The organism is Mesorhizobium sp. M0077 (genome assembly GCF_040322955.1).
Lineage (GTDB): Bacteria > Pseudomonadota > Alphaproteobacteria > Rhizobiales > Rhizobiaceae > Mesorhizobium.
Genome location: NZ_JAMYUL010000003.1, coordinates 1 through 25064 on the forward strand (window position 1 = coordinate 1; position 25064 = coordinate 25064).

Sequence of the window (25064 nt, forward strand, 5' to 3'; positions counted from 1 at the left end):
ACCTCGCCTGCTGTCTGCTGCGTTTGCGCCCGGGTGGGTGGCGCGCGCCGCCGGGGCGGGGGGGGGGGGCGGCGCGCCCCGCGGGGGCGGGGGGCGGCCCCCCCCCGCGCCGCACCCCACCCCGTCGCTGCGCGCCGACCCTCCCCATCAAGGGGAGGGTAAGATCTGGCCCTACACGCCGCCCGCGAAACCCGCTAAAAACGCCGCATGAACCAGCACGCCAAGCTCAGAATCGGCCACTCCGCCTGTCCGCATGATTGCCCTTCGACCTGCGCGCTCGAGGTCGAACTGCTCGATGGCAACCGCATCGGCCGTGTCCATGGCGCCAAGTCCAATACGTATACGGCTGGTGTGGTCTGCGCCAAGGTCGCGCGCTATGCCGATCGTGTCCATCATCCGGACCGACTGCTGAAGCCGCTGATGCGCGCCGGCGCCAAGGGCGACGGCGTCTGGAAGGAATCCAGCTGGGAAGCGGCACTCGACGTCGTCGCCGAGAACTTCATCGCGGCCGAGGAAAAATACGGCTCCGAGACCGTCTGGCCTTATTTCTATGCCGGCACGATGGGGCTGGTGCAGCGCGACGGCATCGACCGGCTGCGCCATGCGAAAAAATACTCCGGCTTCTTCGGCTCGATCTGCACCAATCTGGCCTGGACCGGCTGGATGATGGGAGCGGGCGCCTTGCGCGGTCCCGATCCGCGCGAGATGGCGAAGTCCGACTGCGTGGTGATCTGGGGCACCAATGCCGTGGTCACGCAGGTCAATGTCATGACCCACGCCATCAAGGCGCGGAAGGAGCGTGGCGCCAGGATCGTCGTCATCGATGTCTACGAGAACGCGACGATGAAGCAGGCCGATATAGGCCTTGTGCTGAAGCCCGGCACCGATGGCGCGCTGGCCTGCGCGGTCATGCATGTGCTGTTCAGGGAAGGCATGGCCGACCGCGCCTATCTCGAAAGATACACCGACGATCCGAAGGGGCTGGAAGCGCATCTGGAGACGCGCACGCCGGAATGGGCTTCCGCCATCACCGGTCTTGCCGTCACCGAGATCGAGGCTTTCGCACGCCTCGTCGGCACGACGAGGAAAACCTATTTCCGCCTCGGCTATGGCTTTGCCCGCCAGCGCAACGGCGCGGTCAACATGCACGCGGCATCCTGCATCGCCGCCGTCACGGGCGCCTGGCAATATGAGGGTGGCGGTGCCTTCCATTCCAATTCCGGCATCTTCAAGCTCAACCAGGATGTGCTGGAAGGCGCCGCGATGCGCGATCCCAATATTCGCCATCTCGACCAGTCGCGCATCGGCCCGGTGCTGACCGGTGCAGCGGACGCGCTCTATGGCGGCCCGCCGGTGACGGCGATGCTGATCCAGAACACCAACCCGGTGAATGTCGCGCCCGAGCAGCGGCTGGTGAAGCAGGGTTTCCTGCGTGACGACTTGTTCACCTGCGTGCACGAGCAGTTCATGACCGACACGGCAAAGCTCGCCGATGTCGTTTTGCCGGCAACGATGTTTCTCGAGCATGACGACGTCTACAAGGGCGGCGGCAACCAGCACATCACGCTTGGTCCCAAGCTGATCGACCCGCCGGAAGGGCCGCGCACCAACCATTTCGTCATCGAGCAATTGGCGCAGCGTCTCGGCGTCTCCGACCGGCCGGGCTTTGGCCTGACCGAGCAGCAGCATATCGACATCATCCTGGGCAAGCGCGGGCTGGGCTCCTTCGCCAGCCTCAAGGAAGACAAATGGGTCGACCTGCAGCCGGATTTCGAGGCGGCGCATTTCATCGATGGTTTCGGCCATGCCGACAAGAAATTCCATTTCCGCGCCAATTGGAGCGGGCAGGCGGCGCCCAACCGGCCGCCGAAAAGCATGGGCCTGTTCGGGCCGGTGGCGGAGCTCCCGGAATTCCCCGACCATGTCGACCTGATCGAGGTCGCGGACGCCGAGCATCCGTTCCGGCTCGCCACATCGCCGGCGCGCAATTTTCTCAATTCGACATTCGCCGAGACTCCGGTGTCGAGAGCCAAGGAAGGCCGGCCGGAACTCCTGGTGCATCCGGACGACGCTGCCGCGCTTGGCTTGGGCGACGGCGACCGTATCGAGGTCGGCAACCGGCGCGGCGAGGTGGTGCTGCACGCAAAGCTGTTCGAAGGCCTCAAGCGCGGCGTGGTGATCGCCGAGGGCATCTGGCCAAACAGCGCCCATGAGCGTGGCGAAGGCATCAATGTGCTCACCGGCGCCGACGCACCAGCGCCCTATGGCGGTGCGGCCTTCCACGACAACAAGGTCTGGCTGCGGCCGGCGGGCTAAAGCAATTCCAGGAAAAGTGTGAGCGGTTTTCCGTCCGGAATTGCGTAAAAGAGACTGGCTATCCCGGCAGAGGCACCATCAGCCCCACCTTGACACGGTCCATGGCAACGAAGGTGCGGAATTTTCGGACATTCTTGCTGTCGAAGAACAGTCTGCGCGTCAGGGCCTCATAGGCCCCCATGTCGGCCGCGGTGATGACTAGGATGAAGTCGGCCTCGCCGGTGACGTAGTAGCATTGCTGCACTTCGGGCTCTGCCGAGAATTGCCGCTTGGCCGCGTCGATCAGGTCCGAGCGTTCGCTCTCCAGTTCGACCTCGACGAAAATGGTGATGGGATGGCCGACCGCCGCCGGGTCGACCACGGCGACATTGCCCGCAATGACGCCGGACTGTTCCATGCGCTTGATGCGCCGCTGCACCGCCGGCGCCGACAGGTTGACGGCTTCGCCGATCAGCCGCTGCGGCATCGTGTTGTCCCGCTGCAGGATGGCAAGGATGGCGAGGTCGAAACTGTCGAGCGAAGGCGATCGAGGCAAAGCGCTATCCTGGCGAAACAAACTTGCATTTCGAAGCGCCAATAACAGCGCTATTTGCGCCTCGGCTGCAATATGATTTCGTCACACCCAAAGGAGGCCACCCGTGTTCCTGCTCAACAGCAATGCCTTGCACCGTCGGCCGCTCGATCCGGTCGATGCCGAAACGCTGGGGAATGCCGGTGCCGATACGGTCGAGCGCTTTCTTGCCCATCGCGACAATCACCTGGCAACTCCGTTGCTTGCATTGCCGACGCTGGCCGGCGAACTCGGCCTCGGCTCCGTCCACATCAAGGATGAAGGCTTTCGCCTCGGTCTCGGCAGTTTCAAGGCGCTCGGCGGCGCCTATGCCGTTTTTCGACTGGTGCTGGAGGAGGCGAGCCGATCGCTTCATCGGCCCGTTGACGTGGCCGATCTCAACCGGTTCGACGTCCGGGCGGTCGCTGCCGGCATGACGGTTGCCTGCGCCACCGACGGCAATCATGGCCGCTCGGTCGCGCAAGGTGCACAGTTGGTAGGCGCGAAAGCGGCAATCTTCGTTCACGCCGGCGTCAGCGAGGCGCGCATTGCAGCAATAGCCCGCTATGGCGCCGAGATGATCCGCGTCGACGGCAATTATGACGACTCGGTCAGGCAGGCCGCCGAGGTTTCAGCGGAGCAAGGCTGGACCGTGGTGTCCGACACCTCCTGGCCGGGCTACGAGCGCATCCCCGGTCTGGTCATGCAGGGCTATACGGCGATCGTGCGCGAAGCGTTGGGCCAGTTGCCGCAGCCGCCGACCCATGTCTTCGTGCAGGCCGGTGTCGGCGGCATTGCCGCCGCCCTGGCCGGCCATCTCGCCATCGTGCTCGGTGACGCCAGGCCGACCTTCATCGTCGTCGAGCCGGCCCGCGCCGCCTGCGTTGTCGCAGCCGCCCGGGCGGGCCACGTGGTCAAGGTCGCACACGACCAGCCGACGGTGATGGCGATGCTCGAATGCTACGAGGCCTCGCAAGTTGCCTGGCGCGTTCTGGCGCGGGTTGCCGATGCCTTCATGACGGTGGATGAGGAGGAGGCGGTCGCGGTGATGCGGCGGCTGGCACGGCCGGCTGGCAATGATCCAGTGATCGTCGCCGGCGAAAGCGGCGGCGTCGGTCTGGCCGGGCTGATCCGGGCGGTGGCCGACCACAAGGCCGCTCTCGGGTTCGACGACAAATCCCGCGTGCTTGTAATCAACACCGAAGGCGCCACAGACCCGCACCGCTATACCGAGCTGGTCGGGCAGAGCCCCGCCGATGTGCTGGCCGGCAAGCTGAAGGCCGAGGCATAGCCATGATCGGGATCGATGCACAGCGTCTGCTTGGCCGCATCCGGGAACTCGCCGCCGTTGGCCGCGACAGTGAGGATAGGCTGATCCGGCTCGCCGCCTCCGACACAGACAAACAGGGCCGTGACCTCTTTGTCGGCTGGCTCAGGCAGGCCAGGCTGGAAGTCGCCATCGACCGGGTCGGTAATATCTTCGGCATCTGGCAAGCCCCGACAATGCCGGGCAGGCGCCGCTGCTCATCGGTTCGCATATCGACACCGTTATCGATGCCGGCATCTATGATGGCTGCTACGGCGTGCTGGCCGGGCTGGAGGTGATCGAGACGCTGCAGGCTTCGGGCTTTTCGCCGTCGCGCCCGGTCGCGGTCGCCTCTTTCACCAATGAGGAAGGTGTGCGCTACACGCCTGACATGATGGGCTCGCTATGCCATGCCGGTGGCGTCAGTGCCGAGGCCGTGCTGGCCGCCATCGGCACGGATGGCAGCGTGCTCGGCCAGGAGCTCGCCCGCATCGGCTATGCCGGCGACCGCGAACCCGGCTTCCTCAAGCCGCATGCCTATCTCGAACTTCATATCGAGCAGGGGCCGGTGCTGGAGCGTGAAGGCGTGCCGATCGGCGCGGTCGAGAATTTGCAAGGCATTTCCTGGCAGCGCATCACCATCGACGGCGCCGCCAACCATGCCGGCACCACGCCGATGTCGATGCGCAGCGACGCCGGCCACGCCGCCGCCCGCATCATCACCTTCCTGCACGATCGGGCCAGGGCTTCAAATGGGCCAACCGTGGCCACGGTCGGCACGATGCGCTTCGAACCCAACGCCATCAACGTCATTCCCGCGCGCGCCGTCTTCACCATCGACCTGCGCGATCCCGACGAACAGCGCTTGCAGGCGCATGAGGCGGCCCTTGCTGCCTATCTCGAGGAGCTTGAGGTTTTGGAGAACGTATCGATCTCGGTCGAGCGGCTCGCCCGCTTCGAACCGGTGCTATTCGACATCGGCATCGTCGAACGGATCGAGGCGGCCGCGAAGAACCGCGGTCTCGGCGTCAGGCGCATGACATCGGGCGCCGGCCATGACGCGCAGATGATGGCCCGCCTCGCGCCGGCGGCAATGATCTTCGTCCCGAGCGCCGGTGGCATCAGCCACAATCCGCGCGAACACACTGAAGATGCCGAGCTTGTCGCCGGCACCAACATCCTGCTTGATGTCGCCAGTGAGCTTGCAAGATAGGTCGGGGAGAAAATGGCTGAGCTCGATCGTGATGTGCTGAAGCAGGAAATGACCGGCTGGCGGCGCGATTTGCACGCGCACCCCGAGTTCGGCTTTGAGGAAAAGCGCACCGCTGGCTTTGTCGCCGCGAAGCTGCGCGAATTCGGGCTGGACGATGTTGCAGAGGGGGTCGGCGGCACCGGCATCGTCGGCACATTGAAGCGCGGCAGCGGCAACCGGGCGATTGCGCTCAGGGCCGACATGGATGCGCTGCGCATCACCGAGCAGTCCGCGACCGCCCATCGCTCGCAGAACCCCGGCATCATGCATGCCTGCGGCCATGACGGCCACACCACCATGCTGCTCGGCGCGGCAAAGCTGCTGGCCGCCGAGGGCGGTTTCGACGGCACCGTGCGCTTCATCTTCCAGCCCGCCGAGGAATGGGGCAGGGGCGCGCTGGCGATGCTGGACGACGGGCTGCTGCAGCGCTTTCCCTTCGACGAGATTTTTGGCCTGCACAACATGCCTGGCCTGCCCGTCGGGCATTTCGAGACCCGTGCCGGCCCGTTCATGTCGGCGGAGGACAATTTCGAGATCGTGCTCAAGGGCATCGGCGGCCATGCGGCGCGGCCACATTCCGGGAACGAGACCTTGGTCGCCGCCTGCGCGCTGGTCACCAATCTGCAGACCATCGTCTCGCGCCGGCTGAGTCCCGCCGACATTTCGGTGGTTTCGGTGACCGAGCTGATCACCGACGGCACCCGCAACGCATTGCCCGGCCTCGCCCGCATCCTCGGTGACGCCCGCAGTTTTCGTCCCGAGGTCAGCGCCGAGATCGAGCGCCAGATGCGGGTCATCGCGGCAGGCACCGCCGCTGCCTACAATGTCGCCGCCGACGTGACCTATAGCAGGGAATTCGTGCCGCTGCAGAACGATGCCGACCTGGTGGACGCGGCCTTTGTCGCCGCAAGGCGCGTGCTGGCCTATGGCGCCGCCAGCATCGCGGCGGAGCCGATGACCGCCTCGGAGGATTTCGCCCGCTTCCTCGATCACGTACCGGGCTGCTTCGTCTTTCTCGGCAATGGCGAGACCTCGCCGCCGCTGCACAATTCCAGCTACGACTTCAACGATGACGGGCTGTTGCATGGCACGGATTTCCATATCGCGATCGTCAGGCAAAGACTGGGCGGCGCGATCGGGAAATGACGCCTGATCGCCTTCGCAACTGGCCCAAGCGGCACTGCTATCGCCAAGCCAGCTGCCGGGTTTAGGGAGATTGCCTGTTGCCGGAGATCGCACGCCGATGACCAGGGTTTCGCTTCTGGGAATACCGCATGACGAGAACTCGTCCTATCTCAAGGGCGCGGCCGCAGCGCCGGCCCTGATCCGGCGGGAACTCAAAAGCGACGCGCACAGCTCGTGGAGCGAAACCGGCTTCGATGTGGCGGACAGTTTCGTCGACCACGGCGACATCGACTTTTCAGGCGCCGGCGATCCGTGGGAGCGAATCGAGGCCGAGGTCGGCCGCGCGCTGGATGCCGGCCACCCGTTGATCAGCCTCGGCGGCGATCATGCCATCGCCTGGCCGGTGCTGCGTGCCGTGCGCCGCCGCCATGCCAGGCTAACGATCGTCCAGATCGACGCCCATCCCGACATCTACGATGCCTATCAGGGCAACAGGCGGTCCCACACCTCGTCCTTCGCGCGCATCCTGGAGGAGGGGCTGGCTGACCGGCTGATCCAGATCGGCCTGCGCACCCTCAATGATGAGCTTCGTGACCAGCTCAAGCGCTTCGGCGTCGAAATGATCGAGGCGCGGCATTTCAGCGAGGATCTGCAGCTCGATCTCAAGACGCCGGTCTATCTCTCGGTCGATCTCGACGGCCTCGACCCGGCTTGTGCGCCCGGCGTGTCGCACCGCGAACCCGGTGGTCTTACAACCCGGCAAGTGATCAACCTGATCCAGCGGATCGACCAGCCCATCGTCGGCGCCGATGTCGTCGAATACAATGCAAGCCAGGACGTCTCCAATCTCACCGCGCTGGTTGCCGCCAAGCTGGTCAAGGACATCGCCGGCATGATGCTCAAGACGCATGGCGCCGGCTGAATCAATCTGGCAGGGCGGCATGGTAGATCATTGTTGCGACTCGCATTTCCAGTGAAAGCCGCCATGCCGCATCCTTTGAAAATAGCCATAGCCGGCGCGAACGGGCGCATGGGCAGCCAGATGGCGCTGGCCGTCGAGGCCGATCCCAGGCTGACGCTCGTCGCCCGCTTTCACAGGCCGGGCAGCATCGGTGAGGGGCTGGTCGAGCGCGACGAAGCACTGGCGCTTGCGGATGTCGTCATCGATTTCACCACGCCTGCGGCCTCCGTCGATCTTGCACAAGCTTGCGCGGCCCGCGGCGGCCCGGCGCTGGTCATCGGCTCGACCGGCTTCGAGCCGGCCGATCTCGCCGCCATCGCTGCTGCTTCGAAGTCCGTCGCCATCGTTCGCTCCGGCAGCTACTCGCTCGGGCTCAGCATGCTGACCGGGCTGGTCGAGCAGGCGGCGCGAGCACTTGGTCCCGCCGCCGACATCGAAATCCTGGAAGCGCATCACCGCATGAAGGTCGACGCACCGTCGGGCACGGCGCTGATGCTGGGCGAGGCGGCCGCTCGCGGACATGGCGTCAGGCTGGACGATGTGGCGAAACGCATCCGCGACGGCCTTACAGGTCCACGCCCTGCCGGCGAGATCGGCTTTGCCGTGCTGCGCGGCGGCAGCATCGTCGGCGAGCACAGCGTGAGCTTGCTGGCCGAGGGCGAGACGCTCACGCTTTCCCATTCGGCGGGCCACCGCTCGATGTTCGCGCGCGGCGCCATTGCGGCAGCACGCTGGGTCGCCGTCCGGCCGCCCCGCGAATACGACATGCGCGACGTACTGGGCTTCACGACCTTTTGAGATGCAAGGGTAACGCAACGAGGGGCGTTGCGAGGTCGGAGCCGCCTAGAGAATAGAATATAGCAACAACTACGCCATTTCGCGCCTTCCCACACCGAACCGAACGGTTCGGTTCGCACATTTTTGTGATTGGCAATGGCAGCAACGCACACCCATTTCGGGGTGGTCCGAGCGACGCGAATTCCTCCCAAGGCACGCCACTTGACGGACAGAACTGAAAAATCTGGATTACCTGAAATGACCAAGATCGCACTTACCGCTGCTGCCATCCTCCTTGCCACCGGCACCGCTTTCGCAGGCAGCGACCACTACGGCTCCGACGGCGTCAACCAGCCTGCTGTGACAGCGCCCGCCGGCAACATCGATCACAATTATACCGCCTCGATCCGCAAGCCGGCCAGCCTCGGCGATTTCACGATCAAGGGCGACTCGAACCAGCCGCAATCCGGCCAGGGCATCTGGGGTCGTTGATTTTCTGAGAAATCTACGACCACAAAGAGCGGTGGGCCCGGCCCACCGCTCTTGTTTTTATGCAATCGACTCGGGCCGCAAAGATCTTGAATCAATCCGCCAGCAATTGGTCCTATCTCCTTGTTTGACCGTGGTCTTTTCAAAACACGGTTTGCGGCTGTCACCTGCGGCTAGCCCGTTAGGCAGCTTGGTCTAGCTTAGATCCTTCGGCTTGATGCAATGCGTCAACCGGGCCGCGCCGAAGCCGAGATCCGCCCAGTCGCCGTCGATGACAAAGCGGGCAAGGGCGCCGGTCGGGAATTTCTCTTCAAGTTTCCTGAGAGCAGCCACACCCGATCGCGGACCGGCGAGCCGGCGGGCAAAGTCCTCCAGGCCGGGATTATGGCCGAGCACCAGGAGACAGCTAGCCGATGCGACTGCCTGCTGCAGCTCGGCCAGAATGTCGCCAGCCGTGGCTTCGAAAAGCGCCTCGGCGAACTCCACCGTTACGCTCGCCGACAGTTCCGCCGAGACCAGCCGCCATGTCTCGCGCGTACGCAGCGCCGGCGACACCAGCGCCAGGTCAGGCGGCCAACTGCGCCGCGCCAGTTCGCGCCCCATCGGCGGCGCCGTCTTCAGCCCGCGCGGCCCGAGCGGCCGGTCCAAATCAGCAAGCGCCGGGTCGTCCCAGCTCGACTTGGCGTGGCGCAGCAGGAGCAATTGTCTCGGTGTCGCCAATGTCGGCCTACGGCGTGATCCGCGCCAGATGTTCGAGATCGCGTTCTTCGCGCAGCGGGTCGGGCGCCATCACCACGGAAGTTCCGTTTTCGGCATCGTCGGCGAAATGTGCCAGCACGGTGCGACCGCCTTCCATGTGCGCCTTGCCGTCGGCGAGCAGCCCGAGCGCCAGCGCATAAAGCCGGTGCTCGGCCTTCAGCACTCTGGCGGCCAGCGTGTCTTCGTTGTCGCCGACCATCACCGGCACCGCTGCCTGCGCGATGATCGGGCCGTCATCCATCTCTGATGTGACGAAATGCACCGTGCAGCCATGAATGCGAATGCCGGCGCGCAGGGCGCGCGCATGCGTGTCCAGGCCTTTGAAGGCCGGCAGCAGGGCAGGGTGGATGTTGATCATGCGCCCCTGCCACTTCTCGACCAGGCCGCGGGACAGGATGCGCAGATAGCCGGCCAGCGCCACGATCTCGGCGTTGAATGCAATCAGCGCGGCGTCGATCGCCGCATCATGGGCTTCCTTGCTGGCATGGTCGGCGCGCACGATGACCTTGGTCGGGATACCGCGCGCGGCCGCGATGCCGAGGCCGGCGGCGTTGGCCCGGTCGGAAATGACGCCAACGATCTCGGCCGGATACGCCGGGTCGCTGGCCGCCGCGATCAGCGCCGTCATGTTGGAGCCGCGTCCCGAGATCAAAACAACCGTGCGTTTCCTGCTCATAGGCCGATCGAGCCCCGATAAATGACGCCGGCGTCGCGGCGCGGCACGATGCGGCCGATCGGCGTCACCGTCTCGCCGGCCTCCTGCAGCACGGCTGCGACCTGTGCGGCCTGGCCGGAGGCGACGACGAGGATCATGCCGATACCGCAGTTGAAGGTGCGCATCATCTCCTCCGGCGCCACGCCGCCAGTCTTCGCCAGCCAGGAAAACACCGCCGGCACATCGATGGCATTGAGATCGAGCTCTGCGGAAAAGTCCTTGGGCAGGACGCGCGGAATGTTTTCGGGAAAGCCGCCGCCGGTGATATGGGCCAGTGCCTTGATGCCATGCGTGTTGCGGATGGCCTTGAGGACCGACTTCACATAGATGCGGGTCGGCTCGAGCAGCGCCTCGGCCAGCGTCGCTTCGTCGTTGAACGGCGCCGGATCGCTCCAGGCAAGCCCGCTGACGGCAACGATACGGCGCACCAGCGAAAAGCCATTCGAATGCAGGCCCGAGGAAGCCAGCCCAAGCAGCACGTCGCCTTCGACAATATCGTCGGTCGGCAGCAACTGGCCGCGTTCGGCCGCACCGACGGCGAAGCCGGCAAGGTCGTAATCCTTGTCGTTATACATGCCGGGCATTTCAGCGGTCTCGCCGCCGATCAGCGCGCAGCCGGCCTGTCGGCAGCCGATTGCTATGCCGCCGACGATTGCCGCCCCCTGGTCGGGGTCGAGCTTGCCGGTGGCGAAATAGTCGAGGAAGAACAGTGGCTCGGCGCCCTGCACGACGATGTCGTTGACGCACATGGCGACGAGGTCGATGCCGATCGTGTCGTGCTTGCCGGCATCGATGGCGATCTTCAGCTTGGTGCCGACGCCGTCATTGGCGGCGACCAGCACCGGATCCGTGAAACCCGCCGCCTTGAGGTCGAACAGGCCGCCAAAACCGCCGATCTCGCCATCGGCGCCCGGCCGGCGCGTCGCGCGCACCAGCGGCTTGATCTTCTCGACCATGAGGTTGCCGGCATCGATGTCGACGCCCGCCTCGGCATAGGTGAGCCCGTTCTTGCGCTTGGCCCGGTCGCCCTTGCTCATCGTCGGCGCATCCCTGTTTCCCTCGGCGGCTCTTCGCATGAATGGTTTCGGGGGGCAAGGATGACGACAGGATACCGGGCTTTTGCCCAGGATAAATACGTGGACAGTCGCCCCTTCACCGCTGGTCCTTGCAGCCACAATCCATCTCCATCATCTATCTGCAGAACAAGCATGGCGGGACATGCCTTTGACCATTCCCAACCTCATCACCATCCTGCGCTTCGTGCTGGTGCTGGCGATGCTGAACATGCGCTGGGACTGGGCCTTTGCCGGATTTCTCGTTGCCGGAATTTCCGATGGCGTCGACGGCTTCATCGCCCGCCGCTTCAACCAGCATTCGAAACTCGGCGCCTATCTCGATCCGATGGCCGACAAGGTGCTTCTGGTCTCGGTGTTCGTGGTCATGGGCTTCATCGGGCAATTGCCGCTGTGGCTGGTGGTGACCATGGTGTCACGCGATGCGCTGATCATCTGCGCCGTCTGTCCACGGTCATGGCGCATCCGGTCGAGATGAAGCCGCTCTATGTGTCGAAGGCCAACACCGCCGCCCAGATCGTGCTGGCGCCGTGGTGCTGGGCGAACTTGCCCTTGGCCTCCACCTCGACCCGCTCAGGCCTGCGCTCATATTGCTGTCCGGGGTCTTGACCGTGGCTTCGGCCGCGGCCTATCTCGTGGCTTGGCTGAGGCATATGAGCGGCTATGGCGAAGGCTCCACCCCGGGTAGTTGACAAGAATGCCGCGACTGCCGCGTTAGCAGACGCGGCTGCGTCCCTGGCGTTTCGCCGCCAGATTTTCTTCTGGCTGGGCACGGCAATCTTCCTGGCGCTGTTCCTCTACATTTTTTCCAGCATCCTGTTGCCGTTCGTTGCCGGCATGGTGCTGGCCTATTTTCTCGACCCGGTCGCCGACCGGCTGCAACGCCTCGGCCTCTCCCGGCTGATGGCGACGGTGGTCATCCTGATTGCCTTCATCGTCCTTTTGGTGCTGGCCTTCGTCATCCTGGTTCCGGTACTGGCCACGCAGATGGCCGATTTCGCCAGCAAGCTGCCGGAATATCTGACCCGGCTGCAGTCGCTGATCACCAGCTTCGATCCGAAATGGCTGGAGCAGAAATTCGGCGTCAATGCCAATGGCCTGCGCGACGGGCTGAATTCGCTGCTCACGTCCGGTTTCGGCCTGCTGAGCACCGTCTTCACCTCGATCTGGAGTTCCGGCGTTGCTCTGGTGTCGGTGGTCAGCCTGTTCGTGGTCACTCCGGTTGTCGCTTTCTACATGCTGCTCGACTGGGATCGCATGGTGGCGGTCGTCGACAGCTGGGTGCCGCGCGATTATGTCGGGACGGTCAGGGCGATCTCCAGGGACATCAACACCGCGACCGCCGGCTTCGTGCGCGGCCAGGGCACGCTGTGCCTGGTGCTCGGCGGCATGTATGCCACCGGCCTGACGCTGACCGGGCTGAATTTCGCCATCCTCATCGGCCTCTTCGCCGGGCTGATCTCGTTCATCCCTTATGTCGGCTCGCTGACCGGACTGGTCCTGGCCGTCGGCGTCGCCTTCGTCCAGTTCTGGCCGGACTGGACCATGATCGTTGCTGTCGCCGTGGTGTTCTTCATCGGCCAGTTCATCGAAGGCAACATCCTGCAGCCCAGATTGGTCGGAAAAAGCGTCGGCCTGCACCCGGTCTGGCTGATGTTTGCGCTGTTCGCTTTCGGCGCCCTGTTCGGCTTCGTCGGCCTTTTGATCGCCGTTCCTGCTTCGGCGGCGGTTGCCGTGCTGGTGCGGTTTGCCATTGCCCGCTATCTCGAATCGCCGCTCTACAAGGGACACTCCACCGAGCCCGTCCCGCCGCTGCCCGCCGCTCGCGGCGGCGGCCACCGGTCGCCGCGCGGCTGAACGTGACGGATCATAAGACCGAACCGCCGCGCCAACTGCCGCTCGACCTTGGCCACGGCACTGGCTACTCGCGCGACGAGTTGGTGGTGTCGGCCACCAACCGCGAGGCGGCAGCCCTTGTCGATCGCTGGCCGGACTGGCCGTCGCCGGTGATCGTGCTCGCTGGCCCGGCCGGTTCCGGCAAGACACATCTGGGCTCGATCTGGCAGGCGCGGGCCAACGCTGTGGCGGTCGATGCCCAGCGCATCGGCAATGCCATCACCGGGCTTGGCGGCAGGCCCGCGCTGATCGACGATGTCGACAAGACAGCCATCGACGAGGCGGGCCTGTTCCATCTCATCAATGAAGTGCGCGGCGCCGGGGCCACCTTGCTGTTGACGGCGCGGCGCTTCCCCGCCGCCTGGAGGGTGACGTTGCCCGATCTTGCCTCGCGGCTGAAGGCGGCGGCAACCGTCGAGATCCATGAGCCGGACGATTTGCTTCTGGCCGGTGTCATCACCAAACTCTTCGCCGACCGCCAGGTCGAGGTCGAGCCGCATGTCGTGCAATATCTGGTGCGCCGCATCGAGCGCTCGCTGGCCACCGCCATGCGCGTGGTCGAGCGCCTCGACCGCACCGCGCTCGAGCGCAAGACGCCGATCACCAGGGCGCTCGCCGCCGAAACCGTCAGCGCAATGGACGAAGGGCAGGGCGAGTTCGAGGTGTAGGCAGTGGAAGGAGAAGACTCCGCTCCTGTCCCATTTCGAGAAGAAACCTCTGGCATCCATCTTGCAACACTGCGTTTGCCGGCTGACCCCGGTCCTGATCGCGTTCCTGATCGGGTTGTAGGCTCGCCGGGAGTGATGATTGGGGTTCTCGCCCGGCGAGCTTACCTTCAGATAGAATCGCCGCAAGGCCTACGATTGCGCGCCAGCTGTCATTCAGACTTCACCAAGCCGCATCTCATCGTCCTGCATTGAAATGGACCATTAGATGGTCTACTTTTTGAGTATGGACCAGAGCATGGTCCATAAAGGAGTGGTCAATGCAGGTATCCGTTACAGACGCCAAGGGGCAGCTCACCGAACTGGTGCGTCGTGCCGAGGCTGGGGATGAAATTATCCTGACCCGCCATGGTCATGCAGCCGTGCGCCTTGTTCCCGTGAAGGCTGCCCCTGACAGGAAAGGCCGCCGGGCATTGCTGGAGGCAATGCGAGCATCCGGCGCTGCCAAGGCGAAGGCCGGGCCGGATGCAGCGCGCAGTCAGGATTTCCTCTATGGCGCTGATGGCCTGCCCGAATGATCGTGGTCGATACCTCGGCCCTGATGGCGATCGTTTTTGCCGAACCTCAATCCAGTGCCTGCATTGCGGCGCTGGAAGCCGAAGACGATATTCTGATCTCGGCTGGCACAGTGGCCGAGGCGCTGATCGTGGCGGATAGGCGCAATGTCGGTGAGGAAATGGCCGGCCTGATCGACGGGCTCGGCTTCGAGGTCACGGCGGTGACACCAGCCTCTGGCCGGCGCATAGCCGAGGCGTATGGGCGATGGGGCAAGGGTATTCATCCGGCCGGGCTCAATTTCGGCGATTGCTTTGCCTATGAAGTGGCAAAGGATCGAGCCTGCCGCTTGCTCTATGTTGGCGACGATTTTTCGAAGACCGATATCGAGAGCGCTCTATAGAGCTACGTTTATGCCCACAACGCCGCCAGATACCGGACCAGCAGATAGACCACCGTATGCGCTGCCACGTAGCACGCGGCAACGACGACAAAGAACAGCACGCTGGCGGGCCACGAGCGGGGAGGGCCTTGCCTCTTGCTCGGCCGGTTGTTCCAGATCCACAGGGCTGCACAGATAATGGCCCAGACTACGACGAACGGAACCGTGATGCCGATCAAGGCGAAGTAGGCAGGGCCAATCAGCGAAAGCCATGCCTCGAGACCAAGCATCCAGAATCTCCCCTTTGCCCGGAGTCTAATGCATGTCGCTCAAAAGTGGTCCCGGTTTTGACAGAACGACATGCATCACCTGGATACGTTTCAGCGCGACGTGCTTTTAGACCGGCGGTAGAGGTGGAAGCGGGGGGATTATCCCTGCGTCGGATTTTCAGCCAAACCCGCAGAAGGGATGCTGTCGATGATACCGGCGCCTGATGCATGTCGCTCAAGTGGCCCCGGTTTTGAGAGAACCACATGCATCAAACAAGACCTCAAGCGCGTCGCGTGAGTCCGTTCGCGCTTTAGGTCAGATTGGTGCTCCGGCCGCCAACTCGGTCCGAAGCGACCGGATCAGCCGCAGACCCTGACCTCTTCGACGACCCTGTGGTGATGGCGCCAGTGCCTGACCAGTTCGATATGGCAGCGGTGATGGCGGTGGTGGCGCCGCCATTGGCCATCCTGGTTGTCGCTGTAGTCGTCGCCATAATCGTCGCTATAGTCTTTGTGGCGCTGGTGATGGCGACGAATCTGTATATCGCCATCGTCGGACGAATATTGATCGTCGTCATCGGACTGGATAGTCAGACTGGCGGCTTGCGCCGGTGCGATCAAAGCCGCCGTTCCGGCGAACGCGATCATCGAGGCGATGAGAAGGGTTTTCATTGTTGGCTCCTTGGTTGAACATACACAACTCTCGGAGCGAACTGGTGTTCCAATGTAGGGTCCGATCGGCGAGCGGCTGCTGCTTGGGCAATGCGTGCCGCCATGCGCTACCGGCGAGGCAGCCATTGGCGACCTTGGGAGTGACCTTGGGCAAGGACTGGCTTTGTGGGAAAAAATGGTCGGAGTGGAGAGATTCGAACTCCCGACCCTCTGGTCCCAAACCAGATGCGCTACCAGGCTGCGCTACACTCCGAGGCCCTGCGGCGTATACGGTTCCGGACCCTGTCGCGCAACCCCTAAATCGTCAAACGGGGCTTGGCGGTCTGCGCTCCCGTGCAATCCTGGCTGCGATCGCCTTGGCCTGGATGCGGGCATTGGCGAAGCAGCCGCGGATGCTTGGCCGCATGCCGGTGAACCACAGGCCCGGCAGTTTCGGGTCGCTGTCCGCGCCGTTGAACAGCGGCACGCCCTTTTCGTCGAGCACGCCGAGCTTGCCCAGCATGGCCTCGAGCCCGGTGCGGTAGCCGGTCGCGGCGATGACGATATCCGGCTGGATCGTCGCGCCATCGTCGAAAACGACCGTGTCGCGGGTAAATTCCCGCACGGTTGGCAAGACGATGATCCTGCCGTCCTTGATGGCATCGACCGCGCCGTCATCGGTGGCGATGGCGGTATAATCCGACGCCAGCCGGCTTGCGCCGCCCGAAGGCGTCGGCGGCACGCCGTAGGCCGTGAGGTCGCCGAAGGCCCATCGCTGCGTCGCCGCCATCACCGCATCGGCGAGCTTGAACGGCAGCCGCGCCAGGATCGGCGAAAACCGATGGACGGCGATCTGGCCGAGGCGCTTGGGCAGCAGTGCCGGACCGTTGCGCGCCGACAGCCAGATCTGTCCGGTGCCGGCTGCCACCAGGTGATTGAGCACGTCGAAGCCGGAATTGCCGGCGCCGACGACCAGCACTTTCTTGCCCGCATAGGCCTTGGCGTTACCGAATGCGGCCGAATGGATGATGCGTCCGGCAAAGGCCTTCATGCCTTTCCAGGCCGGAATGAAGGGCTGCCGGTCGCGCCCGGTGGCGATGACGACATGGCGCGCCAGCCGCGGCCCGGCACTGGTCCGCACAAGCCAGTGGTCGCCCTCGAAGCCTATCTCCTCGACCGCAATGCCGAACTCGACCGGCAGCCGGTGCATGGCGTGGAATTCGTTCAAATGGCCGATGATGGTGTTTCGGTGCGGAAAGGCAGGGGTGCCGGCAGGAAAGGAAACGCCCGGCAGCGCCGAAAGGTCGCGATGCGTGTTGAGATGCAGTCGCTCGTGCCGCCCGTGCCATGGCTCGGCCAGCCGGGCTTCCTTTTCCAACACCATCACAGGCACGCCGGTCTTGAGCAGCGCATGGGCTGCGGTCAAGCCGGCTGCCCCGGCGCCGATCACGATCGCGCCGTCGAAAATCGCTTGGCTGTCGGCCTCGGCGTGCAAAATCCCTGCGTCCATGCCTCTTTGTGTCGCCATCATGACCATGACTTTTGATGCTACGCCAGTGTATCGGGCCGATGCCGCTGCCGAAGCGGCCTGGTTGCAGGCCGCTTCGGCCTTGCCGTCGGCAGTGTTGCACAGTATTGACTGAAATAAGGCGGCGCTACCGCCAACGCAGCTACGAGGTGCCCATGTCCGCGCGAATTTTCAGCCCAGCCAAAACCGCGATGCAGTCCGGCAAGGCCAAGACCGGCCATTGGGTGCTGGAATTCGATCCCGCCCAACGCAAGAAGATCGACCCGCTGATGGGCTACACCACATCGGGCGACATGCTGAGCCAGATCAGGCTGACCTTCGACACCAGGGAAGAAGCGGTGGCCTATGCCGAAAAGCAGGGGCTGGCCTTCCGTGTCGAGGAGCCGAAAGAGACCAAGCGCCGGCAGATTTCCTATGCGGAAAATTTCCGCTATGACCGCAGGATACCCTGGACGCATTGACCGCCGGTCAGCGCCTGGCACATAGACATCAGCCGGCCAAGATATCAAATGCCGGCCAGCGGTCCCGTAGCTCAGCTGGATAGAGCACCGGCCTTCTAAGCCGATGGTCACAGGTTCGAATCCTGTCGGGATCGCCAACAACTTCAAAGAGATAGTGTTGAGGCCTGAGTGGGAATTGAACCCACTACGTCGGTTTTGCAGACCGATGCGTCACCGTCCCGCCCTCAGACCATGGCTCCTTGTGCATTGACCGCGACAGCTAGTCAACTTGGCCGGCCCCTGCTCGCAGGTTCGGGCGGCGATCCGGCTGCCACGAGTCGAGATGTTCGGAACACGGCCGGCGCTCAGGTGTTTATGGCAGATGGCACCGAAAACCCCGACGATTGCGCGCATCTGGCGCGGCAGGACCTTGCCTGACAAGGCCGACGCCTATGAGCGCTACAATTACGAGGCCGGTATCAAGCCGCTGATCGAGAAAGCGCTGGGCGTGCAGACTTTTCGCGAGGACACGCCGACGCATTCGGAATTCATCACCATCTCCTATTGGGAGAACGTCGAGGCGATGGCCGCCTTTACCGGCGGCGATCCGCAAAGCATCCACCATCTCGACCGCGACAAGGAGTTCCTGATCGAATTGCCGAAGGGTGTCCAGGTGCTGCGAATCCGTTCCAGCCACGGAATGGTTGGCGGCAGCTGATGTTTGCGGGCTTTGACGCCAGGACCGTTCAAATGGAGGAGACATCGATCTTCGTCAGGGCCGGTGGCTCAGGGCCGCCGCTGCTGCTCCTGCATGGCTTTCCCGAAACGCATGTTATGTGGCGGGACATCGCCGTGGCATTGGCGCCGCACTTCAGCGTGGTTGCCGCCGATCTGAGAGGCTACGGCCAAAGCGGCTGTCCGGCTTCCGGAGCCGATCATGCCGCCTATTCCAAACGGGCCATGGCGCGCGACATGGTGCAGGTTATGGACGTTCTCGGCTTCGGCCGCTTCACGGTTGCCGGCCATGACCGTGGCGGCCGCGTCGCCTACCGGCTGGCGCTCGACCATCCCGAAACCGTGTCGAAGGTCGCCGTTCTCGACGTCATCCCCACGGCCTCCGCCTGGGATCGTGCTGATGCCAGGCTGGCGCTGGCCTTCTGGCCGTGGAGCCTGCTTGCCCAGCCCGATCCGCTGCCGGAACGCCTTCTGGCTGCCGCACCGGATGTAGTCATCGACAATGCGATCACCGGCTGGGGCTCGGCTCCAGATGCTTTTCCCGATGAGGTCAGGGCCGCCTATATCGAGGCGCTGCGTGATCCCGCCCATGTCCACGCCATTTGCCAAGAATATCGCGCCGCCGCAGGCATCGACCGCGAGCACGACGCGCAGGACCAGGCTGACGGCCGTCGCATCAGATGCCCGCTGCTTGCGCTCTGGAGCGGCGAGGGTGGGTTGGAAAACTGGTATGCGGAGGAGGGCGGCCCGTTGGCGATCTGGCGGCAATGGGCTGATAACGTCGAAGGCGGCTCGGTCAAGGGTGGGCATTTCTTCCCGGAAGAGCACCCCGAAGCCACGGCGGCAAGGCTGTCGAGATTCTTCGCAAGCTGATTGCGGGCCGATTGCTAAAATCCGGGCCTGTGTGTTCCTGTGTCGACTATCTAAGATGGCCGAGGGATTGCAGGATCAAAGTGCTCGAAAGACCAAGCAGGGCGATACCGTAAAACCGGTCGATCCACACGGCGTTTGGCCCAGCCAGAAGCCTTGCAGCCCGCGCGCCAAGGGCTGCGTAAAACGTCAGCACAAACACATCGGCAAGCGCGGCGATAATGGCCAGGATGCCATACTGGATCGCGATCGGCTCATCCACGCGGACAAAATGCGGCAGGATCGCGGGGAAAAGCAGCCAGGCCGCCGGATTTGTGACCGCCACCAGGAAGCAGCGCCCAATGAGTGCCTTGGCTGAATGGCGTGTTTCGGGAAGGTTAGGGTTGAACGAAGGTCGGGATGCTGTGCGCAGGGTACCGATGGCGACGAAAAGCAGATAGCCCGCGCCGAACATCCTGAGAGCCGAGAGATAGAATTCCGAAGCCAGCAGAAGAGCGCCGAAGCCCAGCGCGACGATGCTGATAAGAACGAAATCAGACAGTACGACGCCGGCCATGCCGAGAAACGCGCGTCGAAAACCGTAGCGGGAGCCGTTGGTAATGGCGAGCACGACGTCCGGTCCCGGAACCGCCATTCCGAGCACCGACACGAAGGCAAATGTCACCAGCGGCAGGTTTCCCATGACGCCGCGTAATGTACCCGGCGCTTACCGTCCGTAACGCCCTTCACACAGCGGCTGGGCTATCGCCGTTGTTGGCCACCTTGGCTCAGTGCCCGCCGCGCATCTTCACCACCACCGTCCGCACCGCCAGCACCAGCACAGTGATGATGATCAGGATCACCGAGAGCGCGGCGATCGCCGGGTCGATGTTGTCGCGCAGGCCCATCCACATCAGCCGCGGCAGCGTGATGGCGTTGACAGAGGTGATGAACAGCGTGACGCCGATCTCTTCCCAGGACAGCACGAAGGACAGCAGCGCGGCGGTGACGATGCCGAACTTGATGTTGGGCATGATGATGCGCGTGGCGCGCTCCCACACACCGGCGCCAAGGCCGCGCGCGGCAAGGTCGATGCGGCGGTCGAGCTGGCTGAGCGAGACCAGGATCAGCACCGTGGCGAAAGGCACCGTCATCACCGAATGCGCCATGGCGACGCCAAGCCAGGTGTCGTAGCCGAAGAACGAGCTCATGCCCGAGATCGACGTCAGCAGGAAGTAGAGCGTGATCGCCGAGACCACCGGCGGCACCACCATCGGCAACAGCACGAAGCCGACAAGGGTGGCCGTGAAGCGCGGCTGGAACATCCAGACGCCAAGGCTGAAGCACAGCGCCAGCACGGTGGAGATGACGCTGCTGACGATGCCGATGCGGATCGACAGCAGGATGGCGTCGAGCCAGCGCGGATCCTCGATCAGCGCGCGGTAGTGGCGCAGCGACAGCTCGCCCGTCGGCATCGCCAGCATGCGGCTTGGCGTCAGCGACACCGGGATGACCGCCAACAGCGGCAGCAGCAGGAACAGCGCCACCAGCACGGCGAGGATCAGCGAGACGGGACCGGGGCGATAGGTCGGCATCAGATCAGTTGCTTCGGTCTGACATAGCGGAACAGCAGCGCCATGAGCGCGCCGACGAACAGCACCAGCACGACGCTGATCGCCGCACCCAGTCCCCAGTCGGGACTCTGGAAGATGCGGAGATAGATCAGCTCGGCGATCATCACGCTGCGGCCGCCGCCGAGGATCGCCGGCGTGACGAAGAAGCCGAGCGAGAAGACGAACACGATCATCGCCGAACCGATGATGCCGGAGCGCGTCATCGGCACGAACACGGTCCAGAAGGTGCGCATGCGGCTGGAGCCGAGCCCGCGCGCCGCGAGCAGCACGCGCTCGTCGAGGCTGCGCATGGCGGAGGCCAGCGGGAACACCGCGAAGGGAATGAGGAAATGCGTCATGCCGACGATGACGCCGAACTCGTTGCGCACCAGCGCCAGCGGCTCGGAGATGAAGCCGATCGATTGCAGCCAGGTGTTGATCAGGCCGCGGTTGGACAAAAGCGCCACCCAGCCGAAGGCGCGGGTCAGCACCGAGATCCAGAAGGGGACGAGAATGCAGAATTCAGCGATTATGCGCTGTGCCGGGCTGCCGCGCACCCAAACCATGGTGATGGCGTATGCCGCCGCCACGGAAACCACGGTGACGATCAGCGCGATGCGCAGCGTGCGGATGAACACAGACTGCACCAGGGCATCGGTGGCGAGCGCGCCATACTGGCCGAGCCCCGGTGTCGGCAAGGTGACACTCCACTTGACGACGCCGAGGAACGGCCAGGCGTAGGCCAGCACAAGGAACAGGAGCAGCGGCGCCATCAGCACCGCCGCGCCCATCCTGTCGGAGAGGGCGCCTCTCATCGAAGCTCGTGCCCGGCCTGGTCAGGCCGAGATGATCTTGGTGTATTCGTCGAGTGCTGCCCCGTAATTCTTGGCGTACCAATCCATGTCGAGCGCGATCTGCTTCTTCATGTTTTCGGGATCGACCGGGTTGATGCGCTTCTTGTCGGCGGGGATCAGCGCATCGGCGGCCGGATTGGCCGGACCTTGTCCAAGCTTGTCGAACATCACCAGTTGCTTCTCCGGATCCTGGGCGCTGGCGATGAACTTCATCGCTGCGTCCTTGCCGCCGGGGTTGCCCTTGAGCACGGCCAGCGCGCCGGGCGAAATCAGGCCCTGATCCCAGATGAACTTGATCTTGCCGCCGGAATCCTGCTCGATCAGCGAGGCGCGGGTCGACCACACGATCGCCATCGAGGCTTCGCCGTTGAGCAGCACGCTCTGGCTTTCGGCGCCGCCGCCCCAATAGGCCACGACGTTTTCCTTGAAGGCGGCGATCTTGTCATGCGCGCGCTTCAGGTCGAGCGGGTAGAGCGATGCCGGCGCGATGCCGTCGGCGAGCAGCGCTGCTTCCCAGCTCGACACGCCCCATTTGTAGAGCGAGCGCTTGCCCGGAAACTTCTTCACGTCGAAGAAGTCGGCCATGCCGGTCGGCGCGTCCTTGCCGTATTTCTCCGAGTCATAGGCGATGACGTAGGAGAAGAAATAGGTCGAGGCCGCGTATTCCCAGCCGAAGCCTTCTCGCATCTTCTTCTTGTCGACGACGGCGTAGTCGATCGGCTCGAGCGCACCCTGGGCGCCGAGCGTGATGGCCGAGAACGGGTCGACATCGACGAGATCCCAGGTCGGCGCGCCGCTCTTGAACTGTGCGGCAATCGCGCCTTCGGTCGGGCCCGAACCGTCCATCTTGACGGCGATGCCGGTCTCCTTAGTGAAGGCCTGGCCATAGGCGGCGTCATAAGCGGTGAGGGCATCGCCACCCCAGTTGACCAGCACCAGTTCCTTGGCCTGCGCAAACGCGCCGGTCGAGCGCAGCAGCATCGGCGTGCCGGCCAGCACGAAGGCTGCAAGCTGGGTGAATTGCCGGCGCGAAATCTCGCCGCGCACAGCCCGGGCGGATAGCGCGTCCATGGCTTGTTTTTTGCTTTGGTCTGTCATTTTAGTTCCCCTTTTTCGTTGTTGGTTCCGGTGGTTATGGCGCGCTCCAGATTCTTTGCTGGAAGACTTCGCCGTTCTCGTCGTCATCCTCCGTCCGGAAGGAGGAAACCCTTTTCCGCCGGCCAGGTCAGCCAGACGGAATTGCCTTTGCTCAGCGCCGCCGCCGCGACCTCGTTCGGCACCGAGACGGTCACCTTGGCGCCCTGGCGCGTCGTCAGATCGAGTTTGGTCGCCGCACCCAGATAGGTCGAGCCGATGGCGGTGGCGGCGATGCCATTCTCGCCGGCGGCGGCTTCGCGCGCGATCGACATATGCTCGGGCCGGATCGCCAGGATCGCATCGCCACGGACTTTCTCGGCCTTGCAGAGCATGTTGACCGCGCGGTCCTCGCAGAGGCCTGTCGAGCCATTGTCGGCGGGCTTGACCCCCTTCAACGGCAGCATGTTGATCTCGCCCAGGAACTCAGCGACGAAACGATTGGCCGGCCGGTCATACACCTCGTCCGGTGCACCGACCTGCAGCAATTTGCCATGGTTGAAGATGGCGACGCGCGACGACAGCGCCAGCGCCTCGCTCTGGTCGTGGGTAACGAAGACGAAGGTGGTGCCGGTCTCCTGATGCAGCCGCTTCATCTCGGCCTGCATCAGGCCGCGCAGGCTCTTGTCGAGCGCTGAGAACGGCTCGTCGAGGAGCAGCACGCCGGGTTCGAACACCAGCGCACGCGCCAGTGCCACGCGCTGCTGCTGGCCGCCGGAAAGTTGCGCCGGCAGTTTCGTCTCATGGCCCTTCAGTCCGACGCGCTCGATCATCTCGGCGACGCGGCGTTTGATCTCGGAGGCCGATTTCTTGCGCACCTTGAGCGGGAAGGCGATGTTGGCCTCGACCGACATATGCGGAAACAGCGCATAGCCCTGGAACACCATGCCGGCGGCGCGCTGCTCTGCCGGCCGATCGGTGATGTCGAAACCGTCGCTGAAAAGCTTGCCGGCGGTCGGTTGCACGAAGCCTGCCAGGATCATCAGGAAGGTGGTCTTGCCCGAGCCGGAGGGGCCGAGCAGCGTCAAAAATTCGCCACGGCCGATATTGAGCGTCAGGTCGTCCAGCGCCCGGAACGAGCCGAAGCTCTTGCCGATCCCGATTGCCTTGATCTCTGCGGCCCGGCCGGGTTGCTGCATCCTGCCTCTTCCTTGATCGTGGTTTGAGCGTAGGGCAGTGCGCCGGCTCACCGCAACCGAATAGTTTTCGCCTGATCGGCAAATTTGATTCACGGATGGGAGGCTAGTACGGGCTGATCCGGTTCTCCGACAGCTTCGACCTCAACCACCCATTGAATGCTTCCAGCACCGGGTGGCTGGCCTTGGCATGTTCCGACACCAGGAAATACGAGCGCGGCGAGGGGATCGCGATGTCGAAGGGGCGCACCAGACGGCCTTCGCTGAGCGCGCGGCGGCTGGTCAGTTCGTCGCCCATTGCGATGCCTTGTCCGGCGATCGCCGCGGAGAAGACGAGGTTCATGTCCGAGAAGAAGATACCGCTTTCGGTGTCGGGGTTTTCCACCTTGGACAGCGCCAGCCAGCGCGCCCAGTCCTCGGTGTCGCCGAGATGCAGGAGATTGGCGCGCAGCACGTCGGCCGGTTTTGAAAAGCCGCCGACCTTGTTGAGCAGTGTCGGGCTGCAAAGTGGCGTGAACGAGATTTCGCACAGCAACTCCACCGAGCGGTTCGGCCAGTTGCCGACGCCGAAGGCAATGAAGGCATCGGCGTCCGGATTGCTGACATCGTCCAGCCGTCTGGGCGTCAGGATCGACAGCGCCACGTCCGGATACATCTGCCGGAACTCGCCGATGTGCGTGCACAGGAACAGAGAGGCGAAGCCCGGCGTGCAGGAAACGGCGAACGAACCGCCGACGCCCGTGCCGGCCTGGCGCGTCACCGCATCGCCGAGCACCGTCAGCGCCTTTCTCACATCGGCGGCATAGCGCTGGCCGCGCGGTGTCAGCGCCACGCCCTTGCCGATGCGCTCCAGCAGGTCGAAGCCGAGGTCGCGTTCGAGCAGCCGCAACTGATGGCTGACGGCGCTGCGGGTCAAATGCAGTTCATCGGCTGCGCGCCAGACACTGCCGTGACGGGCAAAACTGTCGAGGGCGCGCAGCGCCTGTGTGGAAGGTATTCGCAAGAGGCCTCAGGTGAACCGAATTTGCATGAAC

The 25064-nt window shown here is 64.0% G+C and carries 26 protein-coding genes, 3 tRNA genes and 2 pseudogenes; 16 read left to right on the forward strand and 15 right to left on the reverse strand.

Annotated elements, in window-relative coordinates; genetic code table 11:
- The first annotated feature begins 207 nt into the window (after nt 1-207).
- A complete protein-coding gene (locus tag NKJ57_RS07165; protein ID WP_352510930.1) occupies nt 208-2316 on the forward strand; it encodes a molybdopterin-containing oxidoreductase family protein in 2109 nt (702 codons plus the stop codon).
- A gap of 58 nt (nt 2317-2374) precedes the next feature.
- On the opposite strand, the gene NKJ57_RS07170 is transcribed toward NKJ57_RS07165, so the two are convergent.
- The gene (locus tag NKJ57_RS07170) at nt 2375-2851 is read right to left on the reverse strand and encodes an Lrp/AsnC family transcriptional regulator (protein ID WP_352510929.1); all 477 of its coding nucleotides are present in this window, start codon (nt 2849-2851) and stop codon (nt 2375-2377) included.
- A gap of 103 nt (nt 2852-2954) precedes the next feature.
- On the opposite strand from NKJ57_RS07170, the gene NKJ57_RS07175 reads away from it, so the two are divergent.
- The 6 genes and pseudogenes from NKJ57_RS07175 to NKJ57_RS07200 all read left to right on the forward strand — a co-directional run bounded on the left by NKJ57_RS07175 (nt 2955) and on the right by NKJ57_RS07200 (nt 8779).
- A complete protein-coding gene (locus NKJ57_RS07175; RefSeq protein ID WP_023821301.1) occupies nt 2955-4157 on the forward strand; it encodes a diaminopropionate ammonia-lyase in 1203 nt (400 codons plus the stop codon).
- Between the two features lie 2 nt (nt 4158-4159).
- Nucleotides 4160-5385 (forward strand): annotated as a pseudogene (locus NKJ57_RS07180) (Zn-dependent hydrolase).
- A gap of 12 nt (nt 5386-5397) precedes the next feature.
- Nucleotides 5398-6570, forward strand: coding sequence for an amidohydrolase (locus tag NKJ57_RS07185; RefSeq protein ID WP_352510928.1), 1173 nt, complete (start codon nt 5398-5400; stop codon nt 6568-6570).
- A gap of 97 nt (nt 6571-6667) precedes the next feature.
- Nucleotides 6668-7471, forward strand: coding sequence for an agmatinase (gene speB / locus NKJ57_RS07190; protein ID WP_352510927.1), 804 nt, complete (start codon nt 6668-6670; stop codon nt 7469-7471).
- 63 nt (nt 7472-7534) lie between these two features.
- Complete coding sequence (gene dapB / locus NKJ57_RS07195; RefSeq protein ID WP_352510926.1) at nt 7535-8308, forward strand: 4-hydroxy-tetrahydrodipicolinate reductase; 774 nt, start codon at nt 7535-7537, stop codon at nt 8306-8308.
- 237 nt (nt 8309-8545) lie between these two features.
- Entirely contained in the window at nt 8546-8779 is a 234-nt protein-coding gene (locus tag NKJ57_RS07200) for a DUF680 domain-containing protein (protein WP_352510925.1), read from the forward strand.
- 192 nt (nt 8780-8971) lie between these two features.
- Here the strand turns inward: NKJ57_RS07200 and NKJ57_RS07205 are convergent, their stop codons facing one another.
- The 3 genes from NKJ57_RS07205 to purM are packed head-to-tail and all read right to left on the reverse strand — an operon-like array spanning nt 8972 to nt 11287.
- On the reverse strand, nt 8972-9478 hold the full coding sequence (locus NKJ57_RS07205; RefSeq protein WP_352573673.1) for a SixA phosphatase family protein: 507 nt from the start codon (nt 9476-9478) through the stop codon (nt 8972-8974).
- Between the two features lie 25 nt (nt 9479-9503).
- A complete protein-coding gene (purN, locus tag NKJ57_RS07210) occupies nt 9504-10211 on the reverse strand; it encodes a phosphoribosylglycinamide formyltransferase (RefSeq protein WP_352510923.1) in 708 nt (235 codons plus the stop codon).
- Nucleotides 10208-11287, reverse strand: a complete 1080-nt coding sequence (purM, locus tag NKJ57_RS07215) for a phosphoribosylformylglycinamidine cyclo-ligase (RefSeq protein ID WP_023738653.1) — start codon at nt 11285-11287, stop codon at nt 10208-10210. Before purM ends, purN begins: the two co-directional genes overlap by 4 nt.
- A gap of 187 nt (nt 11288-11474) precedes the next feature.
- Here purM and NKJ57_RS07220 point away from each other — a divergent pair.
- The 5 genes and pseudogenes from NKJ57_RS07220 (at nt 11475) to NKJ57_RS07240 (ending at nt 14842) form a co-directional block, all read left to right on the forward strand.
- A pseudogene (locus NKJ57_RS07220) lies at nt 11475-12015 on the forward strand (CDP-alcohol phosphatidyltransferase family protein).
- A complete protein-coding gene (locus tag NKJ57_RS07225; protein ID WP_023711891.1) occupies nt 11987-13180 on the forward strand; it encodes an AI-2E family transporter in 1194 nt (397 codons plus the stop codon). The pseudogene NKJ57_RS07220 and the gene NKJ57_RS07225 overlap by 29 nt, the downstream one beginning before the upstream one ends.
- A gap of 2 nt (nt 13181-13182) precedes the next feature.
- Entirely contained in the window at nt 13183-13887 is a 705-nt protein-coding gene (gene hdaA, locus NKJ57_RS07230; protein WP_031209584.1) for a DnaA regulatory inactivator HdaA, read from the forward strand.
- A 317-nt stretch (nt 13888-14204) separates the two neighbouring features.
- Entirely contained in the window at nt 14205-14462 is a 258-nt protein-coding gene (locus tag NKJ57_RS07235) for a type II toxin-antitoxin system Phd/YefM family antitoxin (RefSeq protein ID WP_023705316.1), read from the forward strand.
- The gene (locus NKJ57_RS07240; protein WP_352510922.1) at nt 14459-14842 is read left to right on the forward strand and encodes a type II toxin-antitoxin system VapC family toxin; all 384 of its coding nucleotides are present in this window, start codon (nt 14459-14461) and stop codon (nt 14840-14842) included. Before NKJ57_RS07235 ends, NKJ57_RS07240 begins: the two co-directional genes overlap by 4 nt.
- Before the next feature lie 8 nt (nt 14843-14850).
- On the opposite strand, the gene NKJ57_RS07245 is transcribed toward NKJ57_RS07240, so the two are convergent.
- From NKJ57_RS07245 to NKJ57_RS07260, 4 genes are all read right to left on the reverse strand, one after another.
- On the reverse strand, nt 14851-15111 hold the full coding sequence (locus NKJ57_RS07245; RefSeq protein ID WP_023738658.1) for a hypothetical protein: 261 nt from the start codon (nt 15109-15111) through the stop codon (nt 14851-14853).
- Nucleotides 15112-15450: 339 nt separating this feature from the next.
- Nucleotides 15451-15762: a hypothetical protein gene (locus NKJ57_RS07250; protein WP_352510921.1), complete on the reverse strand. Its 312-nt coding sequence runs from the start codon at nt 15760-15762 to the stop codon at nt 15451-15453.
- A 176-nt stretch (nt 15763-15938) separates the two neighbouring features.
- A tRNA-Pro gene (locus tag NKJ57_RS07255) sits at nt 15939-16015 on the reverse strand.
- A gap of 51 nt (nt 16016-16066) precedes the next feature.
- Nucleotides 16067-17251, reverse strand: a complete 1185-nt coding sequence (locus NKJ57_RS07260; protein WP_352510936.1) for a flavin-containing monooxygenase — start codon at nt 17249-17251, stop codon at nt 16067-16069.
- A 173-nt stretch (nt 17252-17424) separates the two neighbouring features.
- On the opposite strand from NKJ57_RS07260, the gene NKJ57_RS07265 reads away from it, so the two are divergent.
- Together NKJ57_RS07265 and NKJ57_RS07270 are read left to right on the forward strand one after the other, a co-directional pair.
- Nucleotides 17425-17730 carry an ETC complex I subunit gene (locus NKJ57_RS07265; protein WP_023670294.1) on the forward strand — a complete coding sequence of 102 codons (306 nt, stop codon included), beginning with the start codon at nt 17425-17427 and terminating at the stop codon, nt 17728-17730.
- A 60-nt stretch (nt 17731-17790) separates the two neighbouring features.
- A tRNA-Arg gene (locus NKJ57_RS07270) sits at nt 17791-17867 on the forward strand.
- Between the two features lie 23 nt (nt 17868-17890).
- Here NKJ57_RS07270 and NKJ57_RS07275 read toward each other — a convergent pair.
- Nucleotides 17891-17961: transfer RNA gene (locus NKJ57_RS07275), tRNA-Cys, on the reverse strand.
- A gap of 130 nt (nt 17962-18091) precedes the next feature.
- On the opposite strand from NKJ57_RS07275, the gene NKJ57_RS07280 reads away from it, so the two are divergent.
- Both NKJ57_RS07280 and NKJ57_RS07285 read left to right on the forward strand, forming a co-directional pair.
- Nucleotides 18092-18427: an antibiotic biosynthesis monooxygenase family protein gene (locus NKJ57_RS07280; RefSeq protein WP_352510920.1), complete on the forward strand. Its 336-nt coding sequence runs from the start codon at nt 18092-18094 to the stop codon at nt 18425-18427.
- The gene (locus NKJ57_RS07285; RefSeq protein WP_488377233.1) at nt 18427-19317 is read left to right on the forward strand and encodes an alpha/beta fold hydrolase; all 891 of its coding nucleotides are present in this window, start codon (nt 18427-18429) and stop codon (nt 19315-19317) included. Before NKJ57_RS07280 ends, NKJ57_RS07285 begins: the two co-directional genes overlap by 1 nt.
- A gap of 46 nt (nt 19318-19363) precedes the next feature.
- Here the strand turns inward: NKJ57_RS07285 and NKJ57_RS07290 are convergent, their stop codons facing one another.
- The 6 genes from NKJ57_RS07290 to NKJ57_RS07315 form a co-directional block, all read right to left on the reverse strand.
- Nucleotides 19364-19978 (reverse strand): LysE family translocator, encoded by a 615-nt coding sequence (locus NKJ57_RS07290; protein WP_245261757.1) that lies wholly within the window; start codon nt 19976-19978, stop codon nt 19364-19366.
- Nucleotides 19979-20081: 103 nt separating this feature from the next.
- A complete protein-coding gene (locus NKJ57_RS07295; RefSeq protein ID WP_023689053.1) occupies nt 20082-20888 on the reverse strand; it encodes an ABC transporter permease in 807 nt (268 codons plus the stop codon).
- Nucleotides 20888-21721 carry an ABC transporter permease gene (locus NKJ57_RS07300; protein ID WP_352510918.1) on the reverse strand — a complete coding sequence of 278 codons (834 nt, stop codon included), beginning with the start codon at nt 21719-21721 and terminating at the stop codon, nt 20888-20890. Before NKJ57_RS07300 ends, NKJ57_RS07295 begins: the two co-directional genes overlap by 1 nt.
- A gap of 21 nt (nt 21722-21742) precedes the next feature.
- Nucleotides 21743-22858 (reverse strand): ABC transporter substrate-binding protein, encoded by a 1116-nt coding sequence (locus NKJ57_RS07305; protein ID WP_352510917.1) that lies wholly within the window; start codon nt 22856-22858, stop codon nt 21743-21745.
- Between the two features lie 83 nt (nt 22859-22941).
- Nucleotides 22942-24033 carry an ABC transporter ATP-binding protein gene (locus NKJ57_RS07310; RefSeq protein ID WP_352510916.1) on the reverse strand — a complete coding sequence of 364 codons (1092 nt, stop codon included), beginning with the start codon at nt 24031-24033 and terminating at the stop codon, nt 22942-22944.
- Nucleotides 24034-24136: 103 nt separating this feature from the next.
- Nucleotides 24137-25033 (reverse strand): LysR substrate-binding domain-containing protein, encoded by an 897-nt coding sequence (locus NKJ57_RS07315; RefSeq protein ID WP_023705214.1) that lies wholly within the window; start codon nt 25031-25033, stop codon nt 24137-24139.
- Between the last annotated feature and the right edge of the window lie 31 nt (nt 25034-25064).